General features: G+C 67.0%; 14 protein-coding genes. 11 read left to right on the forward strand and 3 right to left on the reverse strand.

Going from position 1 to position 15,364, the window contains the following annotated elements; translation table 11 throughout:
- Positions 1 to 42: 42 nt before the first annotated feature.
- From nrdR to ACFZDE_RS33175, 5 genes are all read left to right on the forward strand, one after another.
- Positions 43 to 603 (forward strand): transcriptional regulator NrdR, encoded by a 561-nt coding sequence (gene nrdR, locus ACFZDE_RS33155; protein ID WP_391206326.1) that lies wholly within the window; start codon positions 43 to 45, stop codon positions 601 to 603.
- A 164-nt stretch (positions 604 to 767) separates the two neighbouring features.
- Positions 768 to 3,659, forward strand: a complete 2,892-nt coding sequence (locus ACFZDE_RS33160) for a vitamin B12-dependent ribonucleotide reductase (protein ID WP_391206329.1) — start codon at positions 768 to 770, stop codon at positions 3,657 to 3,659.
- Between the two features lie 210 nt (positions 3,660 to 3,869).
- On the forward strand, positions 3,870 to 4,658 hold the full coding sequence (locus ACFZDE_RS33165) for a DUF1883 domain-containing protein (protein WP_391206332.1): 789 nt from the start codon (positions 3,870 to 3,872) through the stop codon (positions 4,656 to 4,658).
- Between the two features lie 113 nt (positions 4,659 to 4,771).
- A complete protein-coding gene (locus ACFZDE_RS33170; protein ID WP_391206335.1) occupies positions 4,772 to 5,704 on the forward strand; it encodes a hypothetical protein in 933 nt (310 codons plus the stop codon).
- Positions 5,705 to 5,964: 260 nt separating this feature from the next.
- Entirely contained in the window at positions 5,965 to 6,528 is a 564-nt protein-coding gene (locus ACFZDE_RS33175) for a hypothetical protein (RefSeq protein ID WP_391206338.1), read from the forward strand.
- A gap of 504 nt (positions 6,529 to 7,032) precedes the next feature.
- On the opposite strand, the gene ACFZDE_RS33180 is transcribed toward ACFZDE_RS33175, so the two are convergent.
- Positions 7,033 to 7,566, reverse strand: coding sequence for a TerD family protein (locus ACFZDE_RS33180; RefSeq protein WP_391206342.1), 534 nt, complete (start codon positions 7,564 to 7,566; stop codon positions 7,033 to 7,035).
- Positions 7,567 to 7,720: 154 nt separating this feature from the next.
- Between ACFZDE_RS33180 and ACFZDE_RS33185 the strand changes: the two genes are divergently transcribed.
- The 3 genes from ACFZDE_RS33185 (at position 7,721) to ACFZDE_RS33195 (ending at position 10,097) form a co-directional block, all read left to right on the forward strand.
- Complete coding sequence (locus tag ACFZDE_RS33185; RefSeq protein ID WP_391206345.1) at positions 7,721 to 8,326, forward strand: DUF4937 domain-containing protein; 606 nt, start codon at positions 7,721 to 7,723, stop codon at positions 8,324 to 8,326.
- 193 nt (positions 8,327 to 8,519) lie between these two features.
- Positions 8,520 to 9,179 carry a histidine phosphatase family protein gene (locus tag ACFZDE_RS33190; RefSeq protein WP_390994789.1) on the forward strand — a complete coding sequence of 220 codons (660 nt, stop codon included), beginning with the start codon at positions 8,520 to 8,522 and terminating at the stop codon, positions 9,177 to 9,179.
- A 12-nt stretch (positions 9,180 to 9,191) separates the two neighbouring features.
- Positions 9,192 to 10,097: an ADP-ribosylglycohydrolase family protein gene (locus tag ACFZDE_RS33195; protein ID WP_391206349.1), complete on the forward strand. Its 906-nt coding sequence runs from the start codon at positions 9,192 to 9,194 to the stop codon at positions 10,095 to 10,097.
- 352 nt (positions 10,098 to 10,449) lie between these two features.
- On the opposite strand, the gene ACFZDE_RS33200 is transcribed toward ACFZDE_RS33195, so the two are convergent.
- Positions 10,450 to 11,997 (reverse strand): DHA2 family efflux MFS transporter permease subunit, encoded by a 1,548-nt coding sequence (locus ACFZDE_RS33200; RefSeq protein WP_391206352.1) that lies wholly within the window; start codon positions 11,995 to 11,997, stop codon positions 10,450 to 10,452.
- A gap of 185 nt (positions 11,998 to 12,182) precedes the next feature.
- Here ACFZDE_RS33200 and ACFZDE_RS33205 point away from each other — a divergent pair, with 185 nt between their 5' ends.
- The 3 genes from ACFZDE_RS33205 to ACFZDE_RS33215 all read left to right on the forward strand — a co-directional run bounded on the left by ACFZDE_RS33205 (position 12,183) and on the right by ACFZDE_RS33215 (position 14,340).
- Entirely contained in the window at positions 12,183 to 12,803 is a 621-nt protein-coding gene (locus ACFZDE_RS33205; RefSeq protein ID WP_391206355.1) for a TetR/AcrR family transcriptional regulator C-terminal ligand-binding domain-containing protein, read from the forward strand.
- A gap of 149 nt (positions 12,804 to 12,952) precedes the next feature.
- The gene (locus ACFZDE_RS33210) at positions 12,953 to 13,654 is read left to right on the forward strand and encodes a ribonuclease HII (RefSeq protein WP_391206358.1); all 702 of its coding nucleotides are present in this window, start codon (positions 12,953 to 12,955) and stop codon (positions 13,652 to 13,654) included.
- Between the two features lie 68 nt (positions 13,655 to 13,722).
- Positions 13,723 to 14,340: a hypothetical protein gene (locus ACFZDE_RS33215; RefSeq protein ID WP_391206362.1), complete on the forward strand. Its 618-nt coding sequence runs from the start codon at positions 13,723 to 13,725 to the stop codon at positions 14,338 to 14,340.
- A 306-nt stretch (positions 14,341 to 14,646) separates the two neighbouring features.
- Here the strand turns inward: ACFZDE_RS33215 and ACFZDE_RS33220 are convergent, their stop codons facing one another.
- Complete coding sequence (locus ACFZDE_RS33220) at positions 14,647 to 15,258, reverse strand: hypothetical protein (RefSeq protein ID WP_391206366.1); 612 nt, start codon at positions 15,256 to 15,258, stop codon at positions 14,647 to 14,649.
- Positions 15,259 to 15,364 lie beyond the last annotated feature (106 nt).

Here is a 15,364-nt window from a genome sequence, read left to right on the forward strand (position 1 = left end):
CGGCGAGGCTATTGAGTCTGCTGTGAGGAGGGTTGGGAGTTCATGCACTGCCCCTTCTGCAGGCACCCCGACAGCCGTGTCGTCGACAGTCGTACGACCGACGACGGCACATCGATCCGCAGGCGCCGCCAGTGCCCTGACTGCTCCCGTCGTTTCACGACCGTGGAGACGTGCTCGCTCATGGTGGTGAAGCGGTCCGGAGTCACCGAGCCCTTCAGCCGTACGAAGGTCATCAACGGAGTGCGCAAGGCGTGCCAGGGCCGGCCCGTCACCGAGGACGCGCTCGCCCAGCTCGGCCAACGGGTCGAGGAGGCGGTGCGGGCAACCGGAAGCGCCGAGCTGACCACCCACGACGTGGGGCTGGCCATACTCGGCCCGCTGCAGGAGCTCGATCTCGTCGCCTACCTGCGATTCGCCTCCGTCTATCGGGCGTTCGACTCGCTCGAGGACTTCGAGGCGGCCATCGAGGAACTCAGGGGGCAGACGCGACGCCCCGGCGCGGACGACGAGGACCGCGAGGACGCGGCCGCGGGGGGCCAGGAAGACGACCGCGGGTCCGGAGGGGCGGAACAGGTCCCCCAGCCCGCAGGCGCCGCCGACTGACCGGCGGGCCGGACCCGGAAGGCAGCTCCGGGCCCGGCCGGGCGGCGGCGATGAGAAGACCTGTTGCGGGCGACGTGAGTGGGTGCCCGCAACACCAGACAGAACACCGTGCCACGGGAACAACGGGGCACTTCAGGGCGTTTTCGCCCGTACAGGGAGGCGGCATGACAGAGACGGCGAGCGGTCCGGCACGGAGTTCCCGAGCCAAGAGCGTCAAGGCGAGCAAGGGCCTGCGTGTCGAGCGCATCCACACCACGCCTGGGGTCCACCCCTATGACGAGGTGGCCTGGGAGCGCCGTGACGTCGTCATGACCAACTGGCGCGACGGCTCGGTCAACTTCGAGCAGCGCGGCGTCGAGTTCCCCGACTTCTGGTCGGTGAACGCGGTCAACATCGTCACCAGCAAGTACTTCCGTGGTGCCGTGGGCACCCCGCAGCGCGAGACCAGCCTCAAGCAGCTGATCGACCGCATCGTGAAGACGTACCGGAAGGCCGGTGAGGACTACAAGTACTTCTCCTCGCCCGCCGATGCCGAGATCTTCGAGCACGAGCTGGCGTACGCCCTCCTGCACCAGATCTTCAGCTTCAACAGCCCTGTCTGGTTCAACGTCGGCACCAAGCAGCCCCAGCAGGTCTCCGCCTGCTTCATCCTGTCCGTCGACGACTCCATGGAGTCGATCCTCGACTGGTACAAGGAAGAGGGCATGATCTTCAAGGGCGGCTCCGGCGCCGGCCTGAACCTCTCCAGGATCCGCTCCTCCAAGGAGCTGCTGTCCTCCGGTGGCAACGCCTCCGGCCCGGTCTCCTTCATGCGCGGTGCCGACGCCTCCGCAGGAACGATCAAGTCCGGTGGTGCCACCCGCCGCGCCGCCAAGATGGTCGTCCTCGATGTGGATCACCCGGACATCGAGGACTTCATCGAGACCAAGGTCAAGGAAGAAGAGAAGATCCGCGTCCTGCGCGACGCGGGCTACGACATGGACCTGGGCGGCGACGACATCACGTCCGTCCAGTACCAGAACGCCAACAACTCGGTCCGGGTGAACGACGAGTTCATGCAGGCCGTCGAGCGGGGCGGCAAGTTCGGCCTGCGGGGGCGGATGACGGGAGAGGTGATCGAGGAGGTCGACGCCAAGGCGCTCTTCCGCAGGATCGCCGAGGCCGCATGGGCCTGCGCCGACCCCGGCATCCAGTACGACGGCGTCATCAACAACTGGCACACCTGCCCCGAGTCCGGCCGGATCACCGCGTCGAACCCGTGCAGCGAGTACATGCACCTGGACAACACGTCCTGCAACCTGGCCTCGCTGAACCTGATGAAGTTCCTGAAGGACGACGGTAAGGGCAACCAGTCCTTCGAGGCCGAGCGCTTCCAGAAGGTCGTCGAGCTGGTCATCACCGCGATGGACATTTCGATCTGCTTCGCAGACTTCCCGACCCAGAAGATCGGCGAGAACACGCGCGCGTTCCGCCAGCTGGGCATCGGTTACGCCAACCTCGGAGCCCTGCTGATGGCCACCGGTCACGCCTACGACTCCGACGGCGGCCGCGCCCTCGCCGGAGCCATCACCTCCCTGATGACGGGCACGGCGTACCGGCGCTCCGCCGAACTGGCCTCGGTCGTCGGCCCGTACGACGGTTACGCCCGCAACGCCGACGCCCACAAGCGCGTGATGAAGCAGCACTCGGACGCCAACGACAAGGCCGTCCGCATGGACGACCTGGACACCCCGGTGTGGGCCGCCGCCAGCGAGGCCTGGGGCGACGTGCTCCGCATCGGCGAGAAGAACGGTTTCCGTAACTCGCAGGCGTCCGTGCTCGCCCCGACCGGCACCATCGGCCTGGCGATGTCCTGCGACACCACGGGTGTCGAGCCCGACCTCGCGCTGGTCAAGTTCAAGAAGCTGGTCGGCGGCGGCTCGATGCAGATCGTCAACGGCACCGTCCCGCAGGCCCTGCGCCGCCTGGGCTACCTGGAAGAGCAGATCGAGGCGATCGTCGCCCACATCGCCGACAACGGCAACGTGATCGACGCCCCCGGCCTCAAGCCCGAGCACTACGAGGTGTTCGACTGCGCCATGGGCGAGCGGGCCATCTCCCCGATGGGCCACGTCCGCATGATGGCCGCCATCCAGCCGTGGATCTCCGGCGCCATCTCCAAGACGGTCAACATGCCGGAGTCGGCGACCGTCGAAGAGGTCGAGGAGATCTACTTCGAGGCCTGGAAGCTCGGCGTCAAGGCCCTCGCGATCTACCGCGACAACTGCAAGGTCGGCCAGCCCCTCTCCGCCAAGACCAAGGAGAAGGAGAAGGCGGAGATCACTGAGAAGACCGAGGACACCATCCGTACCGCGGTCGAGAAGGTCGTCGAGTACCGCCCGGTCCGCAAGCGCCTGCCGAAGGGACGCCCCGGCATCACCACGTCCTTCACCGTCGGCGGTGCCGAGGGCTACATGACCGCCAACTCCTACCCGGACGACGGTCTCGGTGAGGTCTTCCTCAAGATGTCCAAGCAGGGCTCGACCCTCGCGGGCATGATGGACGCCTTCTCCATCGCGGTCTCCGTCGGCCTCCAGTACGGCGTGCCGCTGGAGACGTACGTCTCGAAGTTCACCAACATGCGCTTCGAGCCGGCCGGTATGACGGACGACCCGGACGTGCGGATGGCGCAGTCGATCGTCGACTACATCTTCCGCCGCCTGGCGCTGGACTTCCTGCCCTTCGAGACGCGCTCCGCGCTCGGCATCCACTCCGCCGAGGAGCGCCAGCGTCACCTCGAGACCGGGTCGTACGAGCCGTCCGACGACGAGGTCGACGTGGAAGGGCTGGCCCAGTCCGCCCCGCGCGCCCAGGAGCTGAAGGCGGTCGCCGCTCCGAAGGCCGAAGAAGCGGTCAAGCCCGCTCCGCAGCAGGCGCACACCAGCGCCGAACTGGTGGAGATGCAGCTGGGCATCCAGGCCGACGCCCCGCTGTGCTTCTCCTGCGGTACGAAGATGCAGCGCGCCGGTTCCTGCTACATCTGCGAGGGCTGCGGCTCGACGAGCGGCTGCAGCTGAAACTGGGCGGAATTGCATCGAGTGCAACACTCGGCAAACGCTCATCTGACAAGTAATCCCTGATGAGAGGGGCGTCAGCCTCGCGCTGACGCCCCTCCCGCCTAGCGGCTGGCCTGGGGATACACCCGCCGCTCTAGCGCCCGCAACAATGTTGCATCCAGCGCAACCGCCCCTACAGGTCCCCTGTGAAGGTGATACAGAGGAAAAATCATGGACTACGTGGTCCACGATCTCGGCCGTCAGCCCAAGGGCGCGACCGCAGTCATTAAACTGTCCGGCAGTGCAGCCAATGTGCGCCTGATGGACTCCAGCAACTATCAGAAGTACAAGGCCGGAAGAAACGCCCGCTTTGCAGGTGGGCTGGCAAAACACTCTCCGGTGCGTCTTGCGATTCCGCGGAGCGGACACTGGTACGTGACCGTTGACATGCTGGGCCTCAGAGGAAGAGTGAGGTCCTCGGCTTCCATCGAGCCGCCGCCGCTGCCGGTGCTACGCCCGAGTAATGCTGGTTCCCTGACCCAAATCAGACATGAGCCGCCGCCCTACTCCATCGGCCGGGCCGAGTCCGTACGAGATGTCTTCATCTCTCATGCCAGTGAGGACAAAGAGGCAGTGGCCCGCCCGCTCGCGCAGTATCTGCAAGAGGCCGGCATCTCTGTGTGGCTCGACGTCCTCGAATTGAGGATCGGCGACAGCCTCCGCCGCAAGATCGACCAAGGCTTGGCTAACAGTCGATTCGGCATCGTGATTCTCTCCCGCCCCTTCTTCGAAAAGGGGTGGCCCCAGTATGAACTTGACGGCTTGGTGACACGGTACGTGACGGGGCAGCAGAACCTGCTGCCAATCTGGCACAACATCACCAAAGACGAAGTGATGGCACAAAGCCCATCACTGGCTGACAAGTTGGCCAGAAGCACCGCTCAGTACACGGTCGAGGAGATCGCCCGTGAGATTGCTGACGTGGTGGGAGAGAGTGACACCCAAAGCGACGTTGGGTGACCCGATTCTCTCAGTTGAGACTTCCGACGGAAAGCCGCCGGAATGCAGGCATGCATGACATCACGTTCTGAGCTGCAACGCAAGTTGGCACGGAATGAAAAGGTGAGCATGCCATGGAACTCAGCGTGAACGGGCGAGGCCTGACCGACAATCAGGTTGACGCGATGCAAGCCGGCTTGTCCAGGATGGAAAAACCTGACGCCGCCGTCATTGTTACCGACGATTTTGTGGGAACGGTCCGCAGGCTGACTTCTCACGAAAGCTACTCAACGGACCGTGGTGCCAGCATAGTTGCAGCACGGACCCTTTCGCTTGACGGTGGACCCGTAGTCGTCGTGAACAGACCGGAGGTCAGTAACCTCCCTCCATATGATGTTGAGCGACTTCTTGCCCATGAGGCTGGCCATATTCAACTCATTGAGCGAGCTGAGGGAGTTGTAGGTCGCCGTGACCTTGTAGGGCCAGACTGGGAGTGGTGGCTCCTATGCCTCGGCGGCTTTGCTCTGGACGAGCTGCGAATCGAACGCCGCCTGGCAGAGCTCGGGTATGCAGTCTCCGGGGCTGGAACAGTCGATCATCTGGTCGACTCGCTCTATCAACTCAACGCTGAAGTCGTAACGACACTTCTGGATCCAACCAGCTCCGACGTGGAGAAGCTAGCCAGCGCAGTGATGAAATCTCACGACTGGTTCTCCAAGCGCCTCGCTTACTTCGCTGCCTTCCGCTCAGACCGAGTTGGGGCCGGGCTCGCAATCCTGCCTGATCAAGCGAAGTTGGAATGGGATGACTATGTTGGCCCGACGTGGGGAGGGCGGGTGGCTTTGTACCAAGAGGCGCCGACGTCCGCGGAGCCCATGCGCGATTCCGAGTTGAACGAACTTCTTCAGGAAACAGGCAGACAGGAACAAGCGCTGCTCAGCAAGATCGGATTCCGATATGCCTCGGAGAGGAACGGATTCTCCTTCCGCAGAGTAGTGAGCGACAACGTCTGTCACGCAAGGCTGCAACGTGCCGTGGCAGTCGCCAGACTCGATGAGAGCGCTTGAGGTCGCACCGGGCCGAAGCCAGAGGTAGAGGAAAAATTTGAGGTGACCCCTTGCTGTTGCCCAGGGCCTCGCCCTGGGCAACAGCGCCCCGTACGACCCCAGCCATGCACGCAGTCCGTGGTTGAGCGTGACCGTAACCAACTCAACGATGTTGCGTTAAACGCAACATGAGCGGTGGGGCGAACCTGCCAGGAGCTGCGCACCTGGTACTTGTCGGCGAGGTAGTGCACCTTGATCCTGAGCCAGCGATCTTTCAAGCGATGCTGGACGGATGGGTGTTGCAGCAGCGGGCACGGTTTCTGAACTATGAAGCCACCATCGTGCCGCGACTGCGACTGGTCAGGAGATTCGTAGAGTTCACGAATCAGTACCCGTGGCAGTGGCAGCCGACTGAAGCCGAGGCCTTTCTCGACCACCTCAGATCGCGGAAGCCTGATTTTGCCTACTCGACGGCACGCGGGTACCAGAACGCATTGCGGATGTTCTGCGACTACGTCACGGATGCTCGGTACGGCTGGGCTGCCAAGTGTTTGGATTCCTTCGGGCAAGTGCCGGCCCAAATTTTTCACGAGTGGAATGCTGTTACCCACGTCAGCGAGTACGAGGGTAATCCGGGGCGGCGACCTCTAACATATGACGAAATCCAGGCGCTGTTCGATGCGGCCGATGGACGGGTAGAAGAGATCCGAGCGCGGCGCAGAAAAGGTGCGCTGGCTGCGATGCGCGATTCAGCAATTCTGAAGGTCGTATCCCGATGGATGTTCGGGCAGCAGGCGCGTTGGTGCTGCTATATGGGGTTCCCGTCAGTCGGATTTCTCAACTAACCGTGGATCATCTCAATGAGCGGAGCGACGGTACCTATCTGACTCTTGGCGAGCATCCGGTATTGCTGCCCCCCGCCGTCGCGAAGCTGATCATTGAACAAGCATCTCGCATCCCAAGATCAGTAGTGAGTCGAAGCAACCCGGGAATGCACTGGCTATTCCCGGGAAATCTGGCTGGCAAGGCAATTGGCGCCACTCCATTGGCGCAAAGACTCGCAAATCATGGAATTGGTGTTCGTGCGGCCAAGAACACTGCGGTTCTGTCACTCGCATCTGATCTGCCAGCTCCTGTGCTCAGTCAGATCCTCGGGGTGCACATCAACACAGCCGTGCACTGGGTTAAGTACGTGAAGCGAGACTGGGCCAGCTACGTCGAGAGCCGCAGGCATACGGCACGTCGAGAATAAGTGCTCTCCGCCAGTACGCCGAACGCCTGAGCCGATGACGAGGGGCACCGCCTGCGGGCGGTGCCCCTCTCGTCGCAGTGCCTCGTCCGCGGCCGGGTCAGGGCCGGCGCGCCGCGCCCATGGTCCTGGCGAAGTCCACCGGATCGCCCTCGAAACCACGCAGTCCCGAGCGGAACTCCCACGGGCCGGAGCCGTCCCGGACGAACTCCGCAACCGTCGCCGCCGTCGCTCCCAGAACGTCGCCGAAGTCGCCCTCCGCCAGGACGGTGTACCCCTCGCGGATACGCAGCCCGGGGTTGCGCACGCTGACGAAGGTGCGCTCCGCCGGGTGCTGCTGGATGACGACACCGACCAGCACGCGCGCGTAGCGGGCGTCGAGCCGGTCGAGCTCCAGCGTCATGACTTCGTCGTAGCCGAAGCCCTGACCGTCCTTGCTGTCCCGGTTGAGCGTGATGGTGCCGTCCGGGGAGCGGCTGTCGAAGTGCACCAGGTACGCCGGGTCGCCGTGCGAGTCGCCGGCCGGATAGGTCGCCGCGATCAGGTCCAGGTCGGTGGACGGCTGCCCCGCCGGGCTGGGATCCCATCGCACCGCGATCTCGACCTTGCGAAGCCCTTTGCTGAGCCCGTCCACCAGAGTCCCCTTCCCCGTACGACCTGTCCGTCGGCCCCAACTGCCGGGCGCGCATGACTGTTTGTCCATCCTGCCACGCGAGGGGGTGCGCGCGGGGCGGAGCGGTCCAGCCGAGAGTGACCGACGCCACGCTTCCTGGCCTTACCATGGCGCGGTGCTGGTCAAGTGGATTCGCTGCACCGTGGTGGACCGCCGCGGTTTCGAACGGGGGCAGCGGAAGTGGGCGGGGCTTCTGGGGGAGCCGGGGTTTCGCGGGCAGGGGGGTGGCTGGAGCCGGGGGCGGCCGGATGTGGCGCACATATTCGCGTTCTGGGAGAGCCGTGCCTTCTACGACTCCTTCATGGCACGCTCCCACGACCGTCTCGCGTCGACCCAGGCGGGCACGTTCAAGGACGCCCAGGTCCGACTGTTCGACTACCGCTTCGACGTGAAGACCGGTTTCGAACCGCGCTTCACGGACGCCGACCTGCTCCGGGTGGCGCTCTGCCGCATCCACGAGGAGAGGGCCGAGCACTTCGTGCTGATGCAGGAGAAGGTATGGAACCCGGCGATGGCCGGATCGCCCGGCATGGTGCGCGGGCTGTTCGGCGAGGCCCCCGGGAACGAGTTCATGGTGCTGTCGATGTGGCGCTCGGCCGCCGAGCACGGCAAGTACCGCACGGAACGTGTGGAGCGGCTCGCCCTGAGGGCCCAGACGGAGGCGGACGTGGCGGCGCTCACCGGGGACGTCGTGGATATGGAACCGAGCTGGACGGTCTGATTCCGACCCGTCTCTTCGGCTTCTCCGGATGTTGCGACACGGGGCGTGGCACCCAGGGATACGAGCGGACTGAGCCATTCCGCTCGCATGAATGTGCGACCGGTGTGACCTGTGGTGCAGTAATCGTGTGATGTACGCCGTATGGGTGCAGGGGGAGTGCTCGACCGGACCTCACCCGATCTAGGGTCTTGGCATGGCACGACCACGGCGCATCGTCCTTGTCCGGCACGGCGAATCAACGGGCAATGTTGATGACTCCGTATACGAGCGTGAACCCGACCACGCCCTGGCGCTGACCGAGCGCGGCCGGCGGCAGGCCGAGGCGACGGGAGAGCGGCTGCGCGAGCGGTTCGGCGACGAGCGCGTCAGCGTGTACGTCTCCCCCTACCGGCGTACGCACGAGACCCTGCGCGCGTTCCATCTCGATCCCCATCTCATACGGGTGCGCGAGGAACCCCGGCTGCGCGAGCAGGACTGGGGCAACTGGCAGGACCGGGACGAGGTCCGCCTCCAGAAGGCCTACCGGGACGCGTACGGCCACTTCTTCTACCGATTCGCCCAGGGCGAGTCCGGCGCCGACGTCTACGACCGGGTCGGCGGCTTCCTGGAGAGCCTGTTCCGCAGCTTCGAGGACCCCGACCACCCGCCGAACGTCCTCATCGTCACTCACGGCCTTGCTATGCGGCTGTTCTGCATGCGGTGGTTCCACTGGACGGTCGCGGAGTTCGAGTCACTGTCGAACCCCGGGAACGGCGAGGTGCGGATGCTCGTTCTGGGGGACGACGGCAAGTACACGCTCGACCGGCCGTTCGACCGCTGGCGAGATCCCGAGCCGTACGGGATCACCGGATAGAGTGGCAGGGCGATGACCGCTGATTCCTCCCCCGACGTGCGCCTGGAGCGCGCCCTGGCCTGCCTGCGCGGACTGTCCGTCGGGGACGCCCTCGGCTCCCAGTACTTCGTGCCGGTGAACTACCCGCTGCTGAAGCGCCGCGAGGTGCCCTCCGGGCCGTGGCAGTGGACGGACGACACGGAGATGGCCGGTTCGGTCGTCGCCGTCCTGGCCGCCCACCACCGCATCGACCAGGACGCCCTGGCCCACTCCTTCGCCGAGCACCACGACTTCGACCGGGGCTACGGGCCTGCGGTCAACCGTCTGCTGCGGCTCGTCCGGGAGGGCGGCGACTGGCGGGAGCTGGCCGCCGCGCTCTTCAAGGGGCAAGGGTCCTGGGGCAACGGCGCCGCGATGCGGATCGCTCCGCTGGGGGCCTGGTACGCGGACGATCCGGAGCAGGCGACCCACCAGGCGGAGATCTCGGCCTACCCCACCCACCAGCACCGCGAGGCCGTCGTCGGGGCCATGGCCGTCGCAGCGGCAGCCGCGTTCGCCGCCGCCCCCGAGGGGCCGCCCGGTGCCGAAGCCCTCCTCGACGGGGTCATCGACCTGGTACCGAAGAGTGCCGTGGGCGCCGGGCTGCGCAGGGCGCGGGACATGCTCGACTACGGCGACCCGGGCACGGTCGCGGCGGTGCTGGGCTGCGGACGGCGGACGACCGCCCACGACACCGTGCCCTTCGCCCTCTGGTCGGCGGCGAGGAGCCTCGGCGACTACGAGCGGGCGTTCTGGACGACCGCCCAGGTCGGCGGTGATGTCGACACCACGTGCGCCATCGTCGGGGGCGTCATCGCCGCGGGGAAGGCCGGGGCGCCGCCCGCCGAGTGGGTCGAGCGGACTGAGCCGCTCCCGGACTGGGTACCCACGTCGGCCTGACACTGGCCTTGCGCCCCATTCGGAAACTCTCCGTACATCCTGGGAACTCTCCGTAGTCGGCCGTGCGTTGTTCCGGCAGCCGCTGTGTCAGCGGTCGGGGCGTGCACACGACGGGCGTCTGTGCTCGTGGAGAGGGGGTGTCATGGAGGTTCTGCTCGCAGTTCTGATCCGTTGGTGGGGCGCTGTCGCGCGTCGTGCGGGTCGCTCGAGGGTGGTGGTGCTGCCGGTCTCGTCGTCCCATCGCCCGCGACCTGCTCGGCCGAAGCCAGGCACGAACCGGCCCGGCATCCGCCGAGGGGCCTGTGCCGCACCCGTCGGCGAGGTGCCGGAGCCGATTCGCGGAGCTCGTGTGTCAGCCGAGTCCCGGCCCGGCAGAACCGGAGAGCGCCTCCAGGTCGCTCTTGCGGACCCGGATCACCAACCAGGCCGTGACCAGGGCGAGAACGGCCATCGCCGCGGCCGGGATGAACGCTGTCGAGATGCCGTGGGCCAGCACCTCGTGTCCCCACGGCGCGGGCAGCTGGTGCGTCCTGGCGAACTCCGCCTTCTGCTCCGCTGTCCCATCGGCCATGAACTGCGGAAGTTGCTGCTCGGCCTCGTTCTTCGTCGCCGTGCCGAAGACCGTCGTGAGGATGGACAAGCCCAGCGATCCGCCCACCTGCTGTGTCGTGTTGAGCAGCCCGGAGGCCGCGCCCGCCTCGTGCGGGGCGACACCGGAGACGGCGGTGAGCGTCAGCGTCACGAAGTTCAGACCCATGCCGAAGCCGAACACCAGCATCGGGCCGAGGACACCACCGACATACGAGCTGCCGGAGCTGATGAGTGCCTGCCAGGCCAGCCCGGTCATCGCGAGGGCGGAGCCCACGAGCATGAAGGGCTTGGGACCCAGCACCGGCAGGAACCGCTGCGACAGACCGGCGCCGAGCGCGATCACCACCGTCACCGGCAGGAAGGCGAGCCCTGCCTGGATCGGGCTGTACCCGAGCACGTTCTGCACGAACAGCACGATGTAGAAGAACATGCCGAACATCGCCGCGGCGAGGCTCAGCATGATCACATACGTGCCCGATCGGTTACGGTCGGCGAACATCCGCAGCGGGGTGATCGGCTCCTTGGCCCGGGACTCGATGATCCCGAAGGCGAGCAGCAGCAGCACGGCGGCGGCGAACGACCCGATGGTGAGGCGGTCCTTCCATCCCTCGTCCGCGGCGCGGATGAAGCCGTAGACGAGGGATGCCATGCCGGCCGTCGAGGTCACGGCGCCCGCGATGTCGAAGCGGGCGGAGTGCCGTTCGGACTCGTTGATGTAGAGCGGGGTGAGTACGGCGATCAGCACGCCGATCGGCACGTTCACGAAGAGCACCCAGCGCCAGTCGAGCCACTCGGTGAGCATGCCGCCCGCGAGCAGGCCGATGGCGCCACCACCCGCGGAGACCGCGGCGAAGACACCGAAGGCCCGGTTCCGCTCCGGTCCTTCGGGAAATGTGGTGGTGATGAGTGCCAGCGAGGTGGGCGAGGCGATCGCGCCTCCGACGCCCTGCAGGACCCGGGCGGCCAGCAGCTGCCAGGGTTCCTGGGCCAGCCCGCCGAGCAGCGATGCCAGCGTGAACAGGAGGATGCCGGTCATGAAGACCCGGCGCCGTCCGAGGATGTCACCGGCACGGCCGCCGAGGAGCAGCAGGCCGCCGAAGGTGAGGGTGTAGGAGCTGACGACCCAGGTGAGGTCGGTCGTGCTGAACTCGAGCGCTTCTTGAATGTGCGGGAGTGCGATGTTCACAATCGTCGCGTCGAGTACCACCATGAGTTGGCAGGCCGCGATGACGGTGAGTGCTATGCCGGGGCGTCCCTGTCGGCGTGCCGCGCCTGGCTTCTGATCTTGGAGCAATGGAGAGGTTGTCACTATGGGTCCCCCACGAGTGCGTTAGTGAACGCTGGCGTTCACTGCCGCGACAACGGTAGTGAGTTCCCGACAGTGGACGCAAGCGTTCACTAAAGACGCCGTCGGTCGGTACGTCCCCCGTAGGGCCGTCCGGCGCGTCCTCCATCCCGGAATGTCCGCTTCCTCTGCTCGTTGGAGAGAGTCCGATGGTTACCCCCAGCTGGGCGGATGCCCCCGCTCAGACTGCTGCCCGCCGCCGCGGCGCCGTCCTTGAACGCGCGATCCTCGACGCCGCTCTCGATCAGCTCAGCACTGTCGGCTGGAACGGCCTGACGATGGAGGGTGTCGCCGCCGGCGCCCAGACCGGCAAGGCCGCCGTCTACCGACGCTGGCCGTCCAAGGAGGATCTCGTTGCCGACGCCCTGCGTGCCGGGTTGCCGCAGTTCGACGCGGCTCCGGACGAAGGGAGCGTCCGCGAGGACCTCTTGGCGCTGTGTCTGCTGGCTCGTGACGCGATGTTCTCCCGCCCCGGTCTCGCGCTTCGCTCGGTGATTCACGAGTGCGACACGGCGCAGGCCGAACGCTTCCATGGCGTGATCTTCAACGGGGTCGTGGAGCCCACCATGAAGATGCTGCAGGAGGTCGTCGACCGCGGTATCAAGCGCGGTGAGGTGCGCCCCGGGGCTGCCAACAGTTATGTCTTCGACGCCATGCCGGCCATGATGATGTACCGCTCCAAGATGTGCGGCTGTGAATGGCGGGACGGTGAAGTCGAGGAGATGATCGACCAGTTGATGGTCCCACTGCTGCGGCCGCACGGTGCCTGACGCTCACGGCGAGGAGGCTTGAGTTCGAGTCGAGCCACATCCCGCGCCGCCGCCGGGCGATGTTCCTCGAAGGTTCTCGAGGGTGTCGAGACGGCCGTGGTGGACCGGGGTGTCGCGGGCCGTTCCTGGCGGCGTAATCTAGGGGCGCCATGCCGTACGAACCGCCTACTCACACCGTCGAGCGCTCCCTTCGAGCCACGACCGGAGCGAAGATCGTTGCAGGTGTCGACGAGGTGGGCCGCGGCGCGTGGGCCGGTCCCGTCACCGTCTGCGCGGCGATCACCGGACTGCGCCGCCCGCCCGAGGGGCTCACGGACTCGAAGCTGCTCACCATCAAGCGACGCACCACCCTCGCCGAAGAACTGCGCACCTGGGTGACGTCGTACGCACTGGGTCACTCCTCCCCGGAGGAGATAGACGCTCTGGGGATGACAGCCGCGCTGCGGCTCGCCGCGGGACGTGCGCTGGACGCACTGCCTGTGCGTCCCGACGCGGTCATCCTCGACGGAAAGCACGACTACCTCGGTGCGCCCTGGCGGGTCCGCACCGTGATCAAGGGCGACCAGTCCTGTGTGGCGGTCGCGGCCGCCTCGGTGATCGCCAAGGTCCAGCGCGACAAAATGATGGCCGAACTGGGTATCGACCATGCAGACTTCGGCTTTGCGGACAACGCCGGGTATCCATCACCCGTGCACAAGGCCGCACTGGCGGAGCGGGGCCCCACCCCCCACCACCGGTTGTCGTGGGCGTATCTTGATGCGCTGCCCCAGTGGCGGCACCTCAAGAAGGTCCGCAGCTGGGCGGACGGAAGTGTTCCGGAGATCGAGGGGCAGCTCGGCTTCGATTTCTGACGGTTTCGTTCGCGCACATGCGCCACCCGCCGACGCGGGTCGTACCAACGTTTGATAAATATCAACTCATGCCTCTCATTCCCGAGGAGCCTCAGATTCACGAGAGTGCCCAGGGTCCCCGCGCCACTCCGGCCAGCGGCCGTACCGCGCAGACCCCCCGTCCCGTACCCGGCCCCCGTCCCGCGGCTCCGTCGCGTCCCGGTCGTCCCGGCCCTCTCCGGCCGGCGCCGCCCGTGCAACGGACTCCGCGCGATGTGGCCGCCAAGCCCGCTCCGTCGGGCCCCGCCGCTCCGGCCACCCCGCAGATCCAGCTGATCCCGGCTTCCGTGGAGGGGGCGCTCGACGCCGCCGAGGAGGCCGTGGACCTGCTGCTGGACTCCGGTCGTGCCCCCGGCGACATCCTGGTGATCACGACTGGGGAGCAGCACCCGTGGGCCGCCCACGAGCTGTCCTTCGGCGAAGCCTCCTACTGGGCCCAGCACGACGCGGGCGATGACGTCTTCTACACGGACGTCACCATCGCTGCCCGCGCCGCGTCGCGCCCGGTGGCCGTGGTCGCCGTCAACGGCGGTCCCGAGGACGCTGCCGCGAACGCCCTCGCCCTGGCTCACTCCCGGGCCGGTGCCCTGCTGATCGTCTGTGGAGACCCACAGCGAATCAACTCGGTGCTGGGCGCGGGTGTCTGAGCCTGTGCGGTAGCGCCCGGCAGGGTGCTGGGGATGCCTTCAGGCGCCGTCGTCACGGCGCCGCCCGGCCGCCGTCGTCACGGCGCCGCCCGGCGGGTTGCTCACCATGCCCGACGGGTGGGGGAGTGTGCCCGTGCGGTGCCCCGGCCCGGCCCGAGGAGCGCTTCTGCGGCCGCGGCGGACCGCCGTGCCTGCGGCCCATACCTGGCAGGGGTCGGACGGTCCATTCCGGCCCGTCCTCGAAGCCGTGGTGTGCCGTGTGGCGAAGTACGGTCCCGGATCAGCCCGGACAGGCCTGCCCGGGACTCAGCGTGCCGCCGCTGCGCGGCGCAGTACCTCGGAGGCGCCGCCGGTGCGCGGTATGGGTGGCGGTGCCTCCGACGTGGCGAACGGCTCCGGCGCGGACGCCGAGTGAGGGCGGCGTCCGCCGCGGCCCTCGCCCAGGACCTGCCATCCGTCACGGGTCAGCGTGATGTACGCCCCGCAGCGCAGTCCGTGCAGGGTGCACGCGTCGCGCAGCCCCCACATCCACGCGCCGTCCTCCTCCGTCCAACGCGCGTCACCCTCACGGCAGTAGAGCAGTACCGCGGTGCGCACCGGCGTGCGGCGGCGCAGATCGTGTGGGATGACGCGGCGCAGTTGCGCGAGCAGCGCGTTGCGGAACATCCAGCCGTCGGCAGGGGCCGCACGGCGCACGAACGAGGCGCTCGCCCGCAGCCGGTCGTCCGGGTCGAGCACGGCGACGACAGCCGTCGTCGGCTGCGGGTGGTGGCGGGCGTGCAGTCCGCTGACGATCTCACGGGGGCTGCGCAGGAGTGGGATCCCGGCGGCGGCCCATTCCGCGGGTTCGAGCAGGCGGTTGGCGGAGGCGGCGGATGTCGACGCCGCTGCCGAGGCCGGAGCGAATCCGAAGGTCACGGTCCTCCCTTCGGCTACGCGCCCACACTGCGGGCGGGGTCGGATTCCTGGGAGCGCGCACCGCAGCAGAGCCCTACCGGAGCGGCCGGCGAGCCGTGCGGGAGCG

Origin of the sequence: Streptomyces sp. NPDC007929 (assembly GCF_042959065.1) — a bacterium.
Taxonomy (GTDB): domain Bacteria; phylum Actinomycetota; class Actinomycetes; order Streptomycetales; family Streptomycetaceae; genus Streptomyces.

What these genes read in the sequence shown, in the direction of transcription:
- nrdR (WP_391206326.1), top strand. Translation starts at nt 43, where the DNA reads ATGCACTGCCCCTTCTGCAGGCACCCCGACAGCCGTGTCGTCGACAGT.
- ACFZDE_RS33160 (WP_391206329.1), top strand. Translation starts at nt 768, where the DNA reads ATGACAGAGACGGCGAGCGGTCCGGCACGGAGTTCCCGAGCCAAGAGC.
- ACFZDE_RS33165 (WP_391206332.1), top strand. Translation starts at nt 3,870, where the DNA reads ATGGACTACGTGGTCCACGATCTCGGCCGTCAGCCCAAGGGCGCGACC.
- ACFZDE_RS33170 (WP_391206335.1), top strand. Translation starts at nt 4,772, where the DNA reads ATGGAACTCAGCGTGAACGGGCGAGGCCTGACCGACAATCAGGTTGAC.
- ACFZDE_RS33175 (WP_391206338.1), top strand. Translation starts at nt 5,965, where the DNA reads ATGCTGGACGGATGGGTGTTGCAGCAGCGGGCACGGTTTCTGAACTAT.
- ACFZDE_RS33190 (WP_390994789.1), top strand. Translation starts at nt 8,520, where the DNA reads ATGGCACGACCACGGCGCATCGTCCTTGTCCGGCACGGCGAATCAACG.
- ACFZDE_RS33195 (WP_391206349.1), top strand. Translation starts at nt 9,192, where the DNA reads ATGACCGCTGATTCCTCCCCCGACGTGCGCCTGGAGCGCGCCCTGGCC.
- ACFZDE_RS33205 (WP_391206355.1), top strand. Translation starts at nt 12,183, where the DNA reads ATGGTTACCCCCAGCTGGGCGGATGCCCCCGCTCAGACTGCTGCCCGC.
- ACFZDE_RS33210 (WP_391206358.1), top strand. Translation starts at nt 12,953, where the DNA reads ATGCCGTACGAACCGCCTACTCACACCGTCGAGCGCTCCCTTCGAGCC.
- ACFZDE_RS33215 (WP_391206362.1), top strand. Translation starts at nt 13,723, where the DNA reads ATGCCTCTCATTCCCGAGGAGCCTCAGATTCACGAGAGTGCCCAGGGT.